Origin of the sequence: Pseudonocardia sp. WMMC193 (assembly GCF_021728735.1) — a bacterium.
GTDB lineage: Bacteria > Actinomycetota > Actinomycetes > Mycobacteriales > Pseudonocardiaceae > Pseudonocardia > Pseudonocardia oroxyli.
The window spans coordinates 4,014,076-4,026,419 of the sequence record NZ_JAKKDO010000003.1; the positions used below are offsets into that span (position 1 = coordinate 4,014,076).

The window sequence follows — 12,344 nt, forward strand, 5'->3', positions numbered from 1 at the left end:
TCCGGCGCGCTCGTCCCTCCGGCGTGCTTCACCCACCGGCCACCGCGCGGTCACGTGAGCGTGTCCGGAGATCCCGTATCCTCGTCGCGTGAGCGCCGGGACCGCGACACCGCCAGCGGACGTGCCGTTCGTCAAGCCGCGCATGCGGGGTTGGCTACATCTGTGGTCGTTCGTGGTCTCGGTCGCGGCCTGCGCCACGCTGATCGCGGTGTCCGCCAGCCTGGTCGGCGGGATCGCCGCGTTGGCCACGTCGGTCTACAGCGTCACGATCCTCGGCCTGTTCGGCACCAGCGCGCTCTACCACCGGCGCACCTGGTCCACCCCGCGCAGCAGGCTGATCATGCGCAGGCTCGACCATTCGATGATCTTCGTGTTCATCGCGGGCACGTACACGCCGGTCGCCCTGCTGGCCATGCCGTGGGAGACCGGGCGCTGGGTGCTGGCCACGGTGTGGGGCGGCGCGCTGCTCGGCGTCGCCCTCAAGGTGGCCTGGCCGCACGCCCCGAAGTGGGTCGGCGTGCCGATCTACCTGGCGCTCGGCTGGGTCGCGGTGTTCGTGCTGCCGGACCTGCTGCGGAACGCCGGCGTCGCGGCGCTGGTGCTGCTGCTGGTCGGCGGCGCGCTCTACACCGTCGGCGCGATCTTCTACGCCGTGCACTGGCCCAACCCGTGGCCTCGGACCTTCGGCTACCACGAGTTCTTCCACGCGGCCACGGTCCTGGCCGCGGTCTGCCACCAGATCGCGATCTGGTTCGCGCTGTTCACCGGCTGAGCGGCGGCGCCGGGCCGCGGGGGTGTGCACGTTTCGTGCGCTCAGTGCGGGGCGGGCCGCACTGAGCGCACAGAACCGGTGATCATGCAGCACTGAGCGCACGAAACGTGCGAAATCCGCTCAGCCCTCCGGGCCCTGGGTGCGCAGCTCGTCCACCTTCGCCATGGCCTCGCGCAGGTCGGCGAGCCAGGTGTCGGCGTTGCGGCCGACGAGGCGCACGGCCCAGGCCAGCGCGTCGGAGCGGCTGCGGGCCACGCCCGAGTCGACGAGGGTGTCCAGCACCATCCGCTCGGGCTGGCGGAGCCGGGTCATCACCGGCACCGAGGCCGTGGTGAAGAGCTCCTCGACGTCGCCGATCCGGGCACCCCACGCCACCTTGCGCTGGTAGCGGTGCTCGGCCTGGCGCGCGACCTCGATCCGCGCCTCCCGGGTGTCCTCGCGGAACCGGGCGATCCGGCCGCTGGCCGCGGCCGCCCGCTCGGCGCGGCCCTGGTCGGTGTCCGGGTAGTCGCCCTCCACGGGCGCCAGGTCACCGATGATCACGATCTCCTCGCGGTCCACCGTGACGTCCGGCGCCCCGGTGTACAGGTCGTCCGGCAGCCTGCCGGAGAGCCAGGCCGCCAGGTCGCCGGTGTCCGGCAGGTCCGCCTGCTGCCACCCGCCCCGCGGCCCGCCGCGGGCTCCGCCGCGGCCGCCGTGCCATCCCTTGTGCATCCGTCCGGTCATGTCGCACCTCCCAGATGCTTACGAGATTACACTGCAACACGTCGCGTCCGCTCTCAGCGAAGCAGGCCCGCCAGCTCGTCCGGGCTGGTGACGGGGCGGTCGCAGACGAACCCGCGACAGACGTACGCGGCCGGGACACCGTCGACGAGCGGCCGGTCCGCCAGCAGCGGGACACCGGGCGCGTCCGGCACCCCCGCGACGACGACCGCGCCGCCGGGGGCCAGCGCGCGAGCCCGCGCCAGCAGCTCGGGCACCCCGGGATCCGGCGTCCCGAGCGCGATCGCGACCTGGAGGGGGCCTGCGGCCATCGCCTCGGCGGCGGTGAGCCAGTGGCCCGCGAACCGGGCGTGGCGCGGAAGCAGACCGCCCGCGACGCGCAGCGTCTCCTCGGCGCGGTCGCGGTGTCGGCCGTCGGTGAGGACGGACGCGGTCAGCAACGCGTTCGCCATCGCGGCCGCGCCGCTGGGGGTGGCGTTGTCGGTGATGTCGCGGGGGCGGTGCAGGAGGGCCTCGGCGTCGTCCGCGGTGTCGAACCAGGTGCCGTCCGGGCCCGCGAAGTGCGCGACGGCGAGATCGAGCAGCTCGACGGCGGCGGTGAGCCGGGCGGGGTCGCCGGTGGCCTGGTGCAGGGCGAGCAGGCCTTCGGCGAGGCAGGCGTGGTCGTCGAGCACTCCGGCCGCCGCCCCGACCACGCCGTCTCGCGACGAGCGGCGGAGCCTGCCGTCCACCCGGTGCAGGCCGAGCAGCAGGTCCGCGCACTCGCCTGCGGCCGCGACCCACTCCGGCTGGTCGAGGGCGGCACCCGCCTCGGCGAGGGACTGGACCGCGAGCCCGTTCCACGCCGTGACGACCTTGTCGTCCCGCGCGGGCTGGGGGCGCAGCGAGCGCGACGCGGCGAGGACCGTGCGGATCCGCTGCCAGCGCTGCGGGTCGTCGGGGTCGCGCCGCAGCTGCAGGGTCGACGAGCCGTGCTCGAACGTGCCCGCCTCGGTGACCTCGAGCAGCTGCGCGGCCCACGTCGCGTCCTCGGGCGTGAGCACCTCCGCGAGCTGGGCCGGGGTCCAGGCGTAGGTCAGGCCCTCGGTCCCGTCCGTGTCCGCGTCCAGCGCCGAGGCGAACCCGCCCTCCGGGGTGCGCAGGTCGCGGAGCAGGAACTCGGCCGTGTCCCGCGCGACGCGGGTGAACAGCGCCGACCCGGTGCGGCGGGCGAGATGGGCGTAGACGCGCAGGAGCAGCGCGTTGTCGTAGAGCATCTTCTCGAAGTGGGGGACCACCCAGCCCGCGTCGACGCTGTAGCGGGCGAAACCGCCGACGAGCTGGTCGTGGATCCCGCCGCGGGCCATCGCCTCGCCCGTGCGGACGACCAGCGCGAGGGCCTGCGCCGAGCCGGTGCGTTCGTGGTGGCGCAGCAGCGCCTCCAGGACCATCGACGGCGGGAACTTGGGCGCGCCGCCGAACCCGCCGCGGACGTCGTCGAACTCCCGGGCGAGGGTCGCGACGGCTTCGGCCAGCACCTCCGGCGAGACCGCCGCGGGCGCCGGGAGCTCGACCGAGGCGAGCGAGCGGGCGATCTCCGCGGCCCCGGTGCGGACCCGCTCGCCGTCCCGGGTCCAGGCCGTGGTGACGGCGTCGAGCAGCTGGCGGAAGCCCGGCATGCCGTGCCGCGGGGTCGGCGGGTAGTAGGTGCCGCAGTGGAAGGGCTCGCCGTCGGGGGTGAGGAAGCACGTCATCGGCCAGCCACCCTGGCCGGTCATGGCCTGGACGGCCGCCATGTAGACGGCGTCGACGTCCGGGCGTTCCTCGCGGTCGACCTTGATCGCCACGAAGTCCCGGTTGACCTGCTCGGCGGTGGCGGCGTCCTCGAACGACTCGTGCGCCATGACGTGACACCAGTGGCAGGCGGCGTAGCCCACCGAGAGCAGGACGGGCACGTCCCGGCGGCGGGCCTCCGCGAACGCCTCCGCCGACCAGGGCTGCCAGTCGATCGGGTTGTCGGCGTGCTGGAGCAGGTACGGGCTGGTCGCCTGGGCGAGCCGGTTCGGCATGACCCCAGGCTAGGAGCGTGCCGCTAGGGCTGCTTCTCCGACTGCTGCTCGGTCGCCTCGGAGTCCTCCGGGGCCTCGTCGAACGACTGCGGGAGCCTGCGGATCCGGCGGGTCATCGACACGATCAACGCGATGGTCGCCACCGCCAGCACCAGGATCACGACGAGCGCGACCGGGGACGCCTTGCCGAACTCCTCGCCCTGGTTGGCCGGGGGCTCGGGGTTCTGGGCGAGCACGGTCGCCACCGTCTCACCCGTGGGGACCAGCTCGACCAGCATGAACCCCAGGCTACCCGGCACGCAGAGCCGGTTCGCGCAGGCCGGCGAACAGGTCGTCCTCCGGGACGGTGGTGGGGACGAGCGAGCGGACGAGCTCGTACTCCTCCCACGGCCAGATCTCGCGCTGGATCTCCATGGGGGTGAAGAACCAGCGGCTCGTCGGGTCGATCTGGGTGGCGTGGGCGCGCAGCGCGTCGTCCCTGCGCTCGAACCAGTCCGCACACTCGACGCGGGTGGTGACCCGCTCGCCGGGGTCCGGCCGGTCGTCGAACCGGGCGATCCACTCGCCCCACGGCGACTCCAGGCCCGCCTTCTTCAGCGCCGCGTCGAAGGCCAGGATCCGCGCCCGGGAGAACCCGTGCGAGTAGTAGACCTTCAGCACCTGCCAGGCCGGGCCCGCCTCGGGGAACTGCTCGGGGTCCGCCGCCGCGTCGAGCGCGGCCATCGACACCTCGTGGGTGCGGATGTGGTCGGGGTGCGGGTACCCGCCGTTCTCGTCGTAGGTCACGACGACGTGCGGCCGGAACTCGCGGATCAGCGCCACCAGCGCCGCGGTGGGGCCCTCGAGCGGGGTGAGCGCGAAACAGCCTTCGGGCAGCGGCGGCAGCGGGTCGCCCTCCGGCAGGCCGGAGTCGACGTAGCCGAGCCAGCGGTGCTGGACGCCGAGGATCTCGGCCGCCCGGGCCATCTCCGTACGCCGGATGGCGGCCATGTTCTCGAGCACCTCGGGCCGGTCCATCGCCGGGTTCAGGATGCTGCCCGCCTCGCCCCCGGTGCAGGTGACGACCATGACCTCGTGGCCCTCGTCGACGTACCGCGCCGAGGTGGCCGCACCCTTGCTCGACTCGTCGTCCGGGTGGGCGTGCACGCTCATGAGCCGCATCGGCTCGTGGTTCGGCTCGCGAGGGGTCATGGGTGAAATCCTTGCAGAACGGTCCGACGGTTTCTCTTCGGTACGGCCAACGCCACAGTCCCCGCGAGGCTTCCCGTACCGCCCCGACCAGCGATTATCACCGGCCGGGGAACTCTGCGGCCCACTCGTCCGTTCGTCTGAAGTCCGCGCCGAGCGGTCGGTCCCGTGCTAAGGTCTTCGGCACACGGCTCGCAAGCGGGTCGTGTTTTTCCATACTCGGGGCCGGTTCGTATCGGCGGCCCAGAAAGTTCCGTGCCCGTGCGTGCCGCCGGGCGCCCCGGACCGCGCCGTGCGGATCCGGTTCCGCTGGAGGAGTGATGACCGTGACGGAGACTCAGGTGACCTGGCTCACCCAGGATGCCTTCGACCGGCTCAAGACGGAGCTGGACGCCCTGATCGCGAACCGTCCGGTCATCGCCGCCGAGATCAACGCCCGCCGCGAGGAGGGCGACCTGAAGGAGAACGGCGGGTACCACGCCGCACGCGAGGAGCAGGGCCAGCAGGAGGCCCGGATCCGCCAGCTCCAGGAGCTGCTGCGCACCGCCCAGGTCGGCACCTCGCCCACCAGCGCGGACCAGGCCGCCCCCGGCACCGTCCTCACGGTGAAGTACGAGGACGACCCGGACACCGAGAAGATGCTGCTCGGCTCGCGCGAGGAGGGCAGCGCGGGCGGCCTGCAGGTCATCTCGCCGAACTCCCCGCTCGGTGCCGCGCTGCTCGGCGCCAAGAAGGGCGAGGAGCGCTCCTACGAGCTGCCCAACGGCGGCTCCATGAAGGTCACGCTCGTCGACATCGAGCCCTTCACCGCTTAGAACCCCATGTTCTCCGGCGCGCCGGTCACCGTCACGCGGTGACCGGCGTCCCGTAGGGCCCCGACCAGCTCACGGCAGTGCTCGGGGCCGCGCGTCTCCATGCTCAGCGCCACGTCGACCTCGCCCATCGGCACGGTCGCGTTCACCCGGGTGTGCGCCACGTCGACCACGTTGGCGCCGAGCCCGGCCACCTCGGTGAGCAGCGTGGCGAGCGCCCCCGGCCGGTCCCCCACCCGGACCTGCAGGGACAGGTAGCGCGCGGCGGAGGCCATGCCGTTCTGGATGACGTGCAGCAGGACGATCGGGTCGACGTTCCCGCCGGAGAGCACGGCGACGACCGGCGGCTCGTAGCGGCCGGGATCGTCGAGCAGCGCGGCGACCGGGGCCGCGCCCGCGGGCTCGACCAGCATCTTCGCCCGTTCCAGACTGAAGAGCAGCGCCCGCGACAGCGAGTCCTCGCCGACGGTCACGAACTCGTCCACCAGCGCCTGGACCTGCCGGAACGTGACGTCCCCCGGCCTGCCGACGGCGATGCCGTCCGCGATCGTGCGCATGGCGCCCAACGGGAGCGGCTCGCCCGCCGCGAGGGAGGCGGGCCAGGCCGCGGCGCCCGCCGCCTGCACCCCCACGACCCGGGTCTGCGGTCGACGCGCCTTGACCGCCGCCGCGACCCCGCCCAGCAGGCCACCGCCGCCCGTCGCGACGAGCACGGTGGCCACGTCCGGCACCTGGTCCGAGATCTCGAGCCCCACGGTGCCCTGACCGGCCAGCACGTCCGGATGGTCGAACGGGTGGATCAGCACCGCTCCGGTGCGCTCGGCGTGCGCCAGGGCGGCGACGAGTGCGTCGTCCACGGTGTCCCCCGCGAGCCGGACGGCGGCGCCGTAGCCGCGCGTCGCGTCGACCTTGGGCAGCGCAGCGCCGTTCGGCATGAACACGGTGGCCTCGATGCCCAGCAGCCGGGCCGCGAGCGCCACCCCCTGCGCGTGGTTGCCCGCGCTCGCCGCCACCACCCCGTGGGCCCGCTCGTCCGCGGTGAGCCGGGACAGCCGGGTGTACGCCCCTCGGATCTTGAACGAGCCCGTGCGCTGCAGGTTCTCGCACTTGAACCACACCGGCCCGCCCACCGCCTCGCTGAGCGCGCGGGAGCGGGTGACGGGCGTGGTGCGGGTGACGCCGGCGAGCAGGTCCCGGGCGGCGAGGATCTCGGCGACGCCGACGGGCGCCGCGGGGACGGCGGGCACGGCGGACTCGGCCTCCGGGGACGGACTCACCCCGGCATCGTGCCATCGCAGCGGGTAGCCTCGCAGTGAGCGGGACCGCCCCGAACGGTGATCGACGCGGGCGGCGCGAGAGCAGTGGGGGCGGCATGCGGGTGCGGAGCGCGGTGGGGCTGCGCGCGGTCGTCCCGCTGGCGGCCGCGGCCCTGTTGGGCACGCTCGCGATCGTGACCGTGGACCAGGCGGGGTGCGCCGACCCGGGCCACTACGAGCGGGTCCAGGGCGGCTACCAGCTGGTGGGCGGCTGCTTCGACCCCGCCGACCTGGTGGTTCCGCAGGCCCCGCCGGTCGAGTCCGCCGCGACCTCGGTCCCGGCCCGCGGCTGAGGTCGTGAGTGGTAAGTGGTGCTCTGGCACCACTTACCACGCACGGGCGCGTCAGCGCACGAACGTCAGCGCGCGGCGTCCAGGGCGTGGGTGAGGTCCTCGACCAGGTCCGCCGCGTCCTCGATGCCGACCGAGAGGCGCACGAGGGAGTCCGGGACCTCGAGCACCGATCCCGCCACGGACGCGTGGGTCATCTCGCCCGGGTGCTCGATCAGCGACTCCACCCCACCGAGGGACTCGGCGAGGGTGAACAGCTCGGTGCCCGCGCAGACCTTGAGCGCGGCCTCCTTGCCCGCCTTCACCGTGAAGGACACCATCCCGCCGAAGCGGCGCATCTGCCGGGCGGCGATCGCGTGGCCGGGGTGGTCGGGCAGGCCGGGGTAGAGCACGGTCGACACCGCGGGGTGCGCGGCGAGGGCCTGGGCCACCTGCTCGGCGTTGTCGCTGTGCCGCTCCATGCGGACCGCGAGGGTCTTGGCGCCGCGCAGGGTCAGCCAGGCGTCGAAGGGGCCGGGGACCGAGCCCACGGAGTTCTGGGTGAACCGGATCTGCTCGGCCAGCCCGTCGTCGTCCAGGACCAGGGCCCCGCCGACGACGTCCGAGTGCCCGCCCACGTACTTGGTCGTGGAGTGCAGCACCACGTCCGCGCCCAGCGCGAGCGGCTGCTGCAGGTACGGCGAGGCGAAGGTGTTGTCGACGACCAGCCGCGCCGCGCCCTTGACCTCGGCCAGCGCCGCGATGTCCGCGATGCCGAGCAGCGGGTTGGTGGGGGTCTCGCACCAGATCACCCGGGTCTGCGGGCGCAGCGCGGCCCGCAGCGCGTCGATGTCCGCGAGGTCGACCGTGGAGTAGGTGACCCCCCACTGCGTCAGCACCTTGTCGACGAGCCGGAAGGTGCCCCCGTAGGCGTCGTGCGGGATGACGATGTGGTCCCCGGGCTTGACCAGCACCCGCAGCAGCACGTCCGAGGCGCCCATGCCGGAGCCGAACGCGAAACCGTGCGCGCCGCCCTCGAGGGCGGCCAGACACTCCTGCAGCGCCGTGCGGGTCGGGTTGGCCGAGCGGGAGTACTCGTAGCCGCTGCGCAGCCCGCCGACGCCGTCCTGGGCGAACGTCGAGCTGGCGTGGATGGGGACGATCACCGCGCCCGTGGTCGGGTCGGGTTCCTGACCAGCGTGGATGGCGCGTGTGGAGAAGCCCTTCATCTGGGCGAGGTTAGACCCACGAGCACCGCGCGGTGGTCGGACCCCGGGAGGTCGACGACCTCGTAGCGGGTCGTCACCGACTCGCGCGGGATCAGCACGTGGTCGATCCGGATCCCGGCCCACCGCGGCAACCCCGCGTGGTAGGTGCCGGTCAAGCCCGCGCCCGTGCCCTCGGCGGAGTCCCGCACGCCGGACAGGCAGGCCCGGAACGGCCCGTGGTCGAGGGTGGCGTTGAAGTCCCCGGCCACGATCGGGGCGGGCAGGGTCGCCGTCCACCGCCCGATCGAGGCGAGGTCGCGCCGCCACACCCGGGCCTGCCAGCGGGCCATCGGGGCCTGCGGGTGCACGGCGTAGAACGTGCGGTCGCCCAGCAGCCCGCCCCGCGCCCACAGGTGCTGGCGGCGCAGCTCGGGCCCGGAGCCGACCTCCACCTCGCCCACCCGTTCGGCGGCGAGGAGGGTGACCGACCAGCTGTCGGGCCTGCCGGGCTCGGTGGACACCCAGGAGCGGTAGCCGAGGCCGTCGAGCAGGGGCATGAGCTTCTCGCGGAAGCCCTCGCCGGACTCGGGCAGGCTGACCAGGTCCGGCCGTTCCCGGGCGATCAGCGTGGCCAGGGCGCCCGCGTCCGCGCGGCCGTTCCACACGTTGGCGGCCAGCACCAGCAGGTCGGGCTGGGCGTTCGGGTCCGTCCGCGCGGAGGTGCGGCGGGTCGCCCGGGACACGAGCCCGGCCGCGCCCGCCGCCGCCACCGCCCCGACCGCGACGCCTGCGGGGCGGGTGGTCCGCCGGGTGCCGAGCAGGCAGGCGACCAGGGCCGTCGCCCCGACGGTCTGCGGGCGCAGGGCCGCGAGCGCGGTGAAGGGGTGCCACCGGTCCAGACCGATCCGGTCCGGCAGGACGGCGACCGCCGCCCCCGCACCGAGGGCCGCCGCGAGCAGGGTTCTGCGCATGGGCCCGACCGTAGCGACGCCGCCTGAGAGGACGGTGTGGCGTTCCGGACCGCCTCAGACGGGCGCGGGGGCGTGCGCCTCCGGGACCGTGACCGCCACCCGCGCCCCCTCCCCCGGTGCGCTGGTGATGGTCATCCGACCACCGGCGTCCTCGACGGCGCGGCGGACCAGGAGCAGCCCGAGGTGTCCCTCCGCCGGTCCGGCGGCGGGGTCGAAGCCCCGGCCGTCGTCCTCGACCTCGACGACCGCCCAGCCGGGCTCCCCCCGCCCGACCCGCAGCGTGATCCGCTCCGCCCCGCTGTGGGCGACGGCGTTGCGCAGCAGCTCTCCGGCGATCCGGTGCAGCAGGACGGCGGCGTCGGTGCCCATCCGCAGGTCCGGCGCGACCTGCACCTCCGCCCCGAGCCCGGCGCCGAGCCGGGCGAACGCGGCGGGGGCGTCCGCGCCGGTCACCGCGGGCGGGACCAGGTCGGTCAGCACGCTGCGCAGCCGCCGGACGTTGTCCGCGACGACGCCGCGGGCGCGGGCGACCAGCGCGGGGTCCGTCTCGGCCAGGTCCAGCATCAGGCCCGCCGACGCGAGGTCGGGGACGACGTCGTCGTGCAGCCGCCGCGCCAGGTCGCGGCGGGCGAGCTCGGCGGCGGCCAGCCCGTAGTGCAGCGCGTCCTGCCGCTCGCGGCGGACCCGGTCGACGCCCCGGGCCAGCACCAGCAGCACCACGCCCAGGCCGAACACCCCGACCAGCGCGAGCGGCAGCAGGACCTGCATGGCGTAGCGGATGGTGCCGGAGACGTCCACGGGCACGTAGACCTCGAACCGCGCCGGGTTGCCCGCCGCGTCGGTGAAGCCGAGGAACACCTCGCGCAGCGCGCCCGCCCGGTCGATCTCGAAGCGGTGCTCCGCGTCGTCCGGCACCTCCAGGACCACGGCCTCGCCCGCGTCGAGGCGCCGTGCCAGCTCCGGGTCGAAGGGCCTGCTCTCGGTCTCGACGCGGGCCTCGTCGGAGAACACGATCCGCACGTTCGCGCCCTCGACGAGCCAGATCTTGATCCGGAACACCATCCCCGAGCGCAGGAACGGCTCGAGGTCGGCGAGCACGCCCGCGCGCAGCCCCGGTTCCCGCAGGTCGCGGTCCTCGAGCGGCACGGCGACCGCCTGCGCCACCTGCCGCGAGACCCGCTCGGCGGTGCGTCCGGCCTCGTCCCGCGCCACGAGCCACACCCCGAGCGTGACGAGCGCGGACACCACCAGGCCGGCGGCGGCGACGAGCGCGGCGTGGCGGAGCATCACGACCCGACCGCGATCAGCCCCAGCCGCCCGGCGGTGACGACGGCCTCGAGCTGGGAGTGCGCACCCAGCTTCCCCATCAGGGCCCGGATGTGGTCGCGGACGGTGTGCAGCGACAGGCCCAGGGCCGTCGCGATGCGCGCCGCGTCCCGGCCGCGCCCGAGCTCGGCGAGGACGTCCAGCTCGCGGGGGGTGAGCCGCGGCGCGCCCGCAGGCCGGTCCGACGCGGGCGGGAGGACGCCGCCCGCCGCCACCGTCCGGATCGCGGCGAGGATCTCGGTGAGCGGCGCGTCCTTGCCGAGCACGCCCGCCACGCCCGCCCGCCGGGCCGCGTGCGGGTGCGCGGTCAGCAGGAGCACCGGCTGCAGGGGACCGACCAGGGCGAGCCCGCTCCCGTCCGGCAGCTGGAGGTCGACCACGGCGACGTCGTACGCCACGGTGGCCGCCCGGGCCTCGGCGAGCGAGTGCGCGACGCCGGAACACCGCAGGTCGGAGCAGGCGTCGAGGCCGAGGCGCAGGAGGTCGGTGAAGACGCGGTGATCGTCCACGAGGAACACGTCCACCCCGGCGACCCCCTCAATTCTCGGGAAGGTACTGCGTGTCGCAACAAGGTTAGCCTGCCCTGCGCCGACTTCCGGCAATACCGACGAACAGGACCCTCATGCGCCCACGGATCGGCCTCGCGATCGCCGCCTTCGGCCTCGCCGCGCTCACCGCCTGCAGCAGCCCCGCGCAGCAACCCTCGGCGGCCGCACCCGCGGGCGAGCGGACCCTCATCGTCTACTCCGGGCGCGACGAGGAGCTGGTCGGCCCCCTGCTCGAGCGCTTCGAGCAGGAGTCCGGGATCCGGGTCGAGGCCCGCTACGGCTCGACCAACGAGATGGCCGCGCAACTCCAGGAGGAGGGCGAGCAGACCCCCGCCCAGGTCTTCCTCTCCCAGGACGCGGGCGCGCTGGGTGTGCTGGCGAACGCCGGCCGGTTCGCCCCGCTGCCCCCGGACGTCACCGGCGCGGTGCCCGCCGACTACACCTCGCGGGACGGCTCGTGGGTCGGGCTGACCGGCCGGGCCCGGGTCGTCGCGTACGACAGCCGGACGGTGACCGCCGAGCAGGCGCCCGGCGACATCCGGACGCTCGTCGAGCCGCAGTGGCGCGGGCGGGTGGCGATCGCGCCCACCAACGCGTCCTTCCAGGCGCACGTCACCGCGCTGCGGGTCACCGAGGGCGAGGACGCCGCCCGCGCCTGGCTGGAGGGCCTGCGCGCCAACGACGTGCAGATCCACCAGAGCAACGGCGCGATCCTGGAGGCCGTGAACTCCGGCGCCGCGGGCATCGGCCTGATCAACCACTACTACTGGACGCGGGCCGAGGGCGACCCCACCGCACAGCGGGCCCAGCTCAAGTTCGGCGACCCGGGTTCGGTCAGCGCGTTGGTCAACGTCACCGGCGCCGGGATCCTCGGCGGCGCCGCGGGCTCCGCGGAGGCCCTCGAGCTCGTCCGGTACCTGGTCTCGCCCGCCGCGCAGACCTACTTCGCCGAGGAGACCACCGAGTACCCGCTGGTCGCGGGCGCGCCGCAGCCCACGGGCGCGCCCGCGCTCGACCAGCTCGGCGGGCCGGAGCTGAACCTGTCCGACCTGGCGTCGCTGGAGCAGACCGTCGCGCTGATCCAGAGTGTGGGGCTGATCTGAACCGCCCCCTCACCGCGGCGGCCGCGCTCAGCGCGGCCGCCGCCGCCCTCCCGCTCGGGT

At 74.6% G+C, this 12,344-nt stretch carries 13 protein-coding genes; 4 read left to right on the forward strand and 9 right to left on the reverse strand.

Annotation, left to right across the window (positions count from 1 at the left end; translation table 11 throughout):
* Positions 1 to 142: 142 nt before the first annotated feature.
* The gene (locus L3X23_RS20800; protein ID WP_237198082.1) at positions 143 to 772 is read left to right on the forward strand and encodes a hemolysin III family protein; all 630 of its coding nucleotides are present in this window, start codon (positions 143 to 145) and stop codon (positions 770 to 772) included.
* Between the two features lie 120 nt (positions 773 to 892).
* On the opposite strand, the gene L3X23_RS20805 is transcribed toward L3X23_RS20800, so the two are convergent.
* The 4 genes from L3X23_RS20805 to mca form a co-directional block, all read right to left on the reverse strand.
* Entirely contained in the window at positions 893 to 1,486 is a 594-nt protein-coding gene (locus L3X23_RS20805; RefSeq protein ID WP_093084232.1) for a hypothetical protein, read from the reverse strand.
* A 65-nt stretch (positions 1,487 to 1,551) separates the two neighbouring features.
* Entirely contained in the window at positions 1,552 to 3,543 is a 1,992-nt protein-coding gene (locus L3X23_RS20810; protein ID WP_237193817.1) for a thioredoxin domain-containing protein, read from the reverse strand.
* A 23-nt stretch (positions 3,544 to 3,566) separates the two neighbouring features.
* Positions 3,567 to 3,821 (reverse strand): hypothetical protein, encoded by a 255-nt coding sequence (locus tag L3X23_RS20815; protein ID WP_143030037.1) that lies wholly within the window; start codon positions 3,819 to 3,821, stop codon positions 3,567 to 3,569.
* Between the two features lie 10 nt (positions 3,822 to 3,831).
* The gene (gene mca / locus L3X23_RS20820) at positions 3,832 to 4,734 is read right to left on the reverse strand and encodes a mycothiol conjugate amidase Mca (protein ID WP_237193819.1); all 903 of its coding nucleotides are present in this window, start codon (positions 4,732 to 4,734) and stop codon (positions 3,832 to 3,834) included.
* Between the two features lie 323 nt (positions 4,735 to 5,057).
* Here mca and greA point away from each other — a divergent pair, with 323 nt between their 5' ends.
* Entirely contained in the window at positions 5,058 to 5,546 is a 489-nt protein-coding gene (greA, locus tag L3X23_RS20825) for a transcription elongation factor GreA (RefSeq protein ID WP_093084229.1), read from the forward strand.
* On the opposite strand, the gene ilvA is transcribed toward greA, so the two are convergent.
* The gene (gene ilvA / locus L3X23_RS20830) at positions 5,543 to 6,820 is read right to left on the reverse strand and encodes a threonine ammonia-lyase (RefSeq protein ID WP_374204881.1); all 1,278 of its coding nucleotides are present in this window, start codon (positions 6,818 to 6,820) and stop codon (positions 5,543 to 5,545) included. The genes greA and ilvA overlap by 4 nt on opposite strands.
* A gap of 95 nt (positions 6,821 to 6,915) precedes the next feature.
* Between ilvA and L3X23_RS20835 the strand changes: the two genes are divergently transcribed.
* On the forward strand, positions 6,916 to 7,152 hold the full coding sequence (locus L3X23_RS20835; protein ID WP_093083674.1) for a hypothetical protein: 237 nt from the start codon (positions 6,916 to 6,918) through the stop codon (positions 7,150 to 7,152).
* A gap of 65 nt (positions 7,153 to 7,217) precedes the next feature.
* On the opposite strand, the gene L3X23_RS20840 is transcribed toward L3X23_RS20835, so the two are convergent.
* The 4 genes from L3X23_RS20840 to L3X23_RS20855 are packed head-to-tail and all read right to left on the reverse strand — an operon-like array spanning position 7,218 to position 11,157.
* Positions 7,218 to 8,357, reverse strand: coding sequence for a cystathionine gamma-synthase (locus L3X23_RS20840; RefSeq protein ID WP_237193820.1), 1,140 nt, complete (start codon positions 8,355 to 8,357; stop codon positions 7,218 to 7,220).
* Positions 8,354 to 9,307: an endonuclease/exonuclease/phosphatase family protein gene (locus L3X23_RS20845; RefSeq protein WP_237193821.1), complete on the reverse strand. Its 954-nt coding sequence runs from the start codon at positions 9,305 to 9,307 to the stop codon at positions 8,354 to 8,356. Before L3X23_RS20845 ends, L3X23_RS20840 begins: the two co-directional genes overlap by 4 nt.
* A gap of 54 nt (positions 9,308 to 9,361) precedes the next feature.
* The gene (locus L3X23_RS20850) at positions 9,362 to 10,594 is read right to left on the reverse strand and encodes a sensor histidine kinase (protein WP_237198084.1); all 1,233 of its coding nucleotides are present in this window, start codon (positions 10,592 to 10,594) and stop codon (positions 9,362 to 9,364) included.
* Positions 10,594 to 11,157, reverse strand: coding sequence for a response regulator transcription factor (locus L3X23_RS20855; RefSeq protein ID WP_237193822.1), 564 nt, complete (start codon positions 11,155 to 11,157; stop codon positions 10,594 to 10,596). The genes L3X23_RS20850 and L3X23_RS20855 overlap by 1 nt, the downstream gene beginning before the upstream one ends.
* Positions 11,158 to 11,255: 98 nt before the next feature.
* Between L3X23_RS20855 and L3X23_RS20860 the strand changes: the two genes are divergently transcribed.
* On the forward strand, positions 11,256 to 12,284 hold the full coding sequence (locus L3X23_RS20860; protein ID WP_237193823.1) for an iron ABC transporter substrate-binding protein: 1,029 nt from the start codon (positions 11,256 to 11,258) through the stop codon (positions 12,282 to 12,284).
* Positions 12,285 to 12,344: the final 60 nt, after the last annotated feature.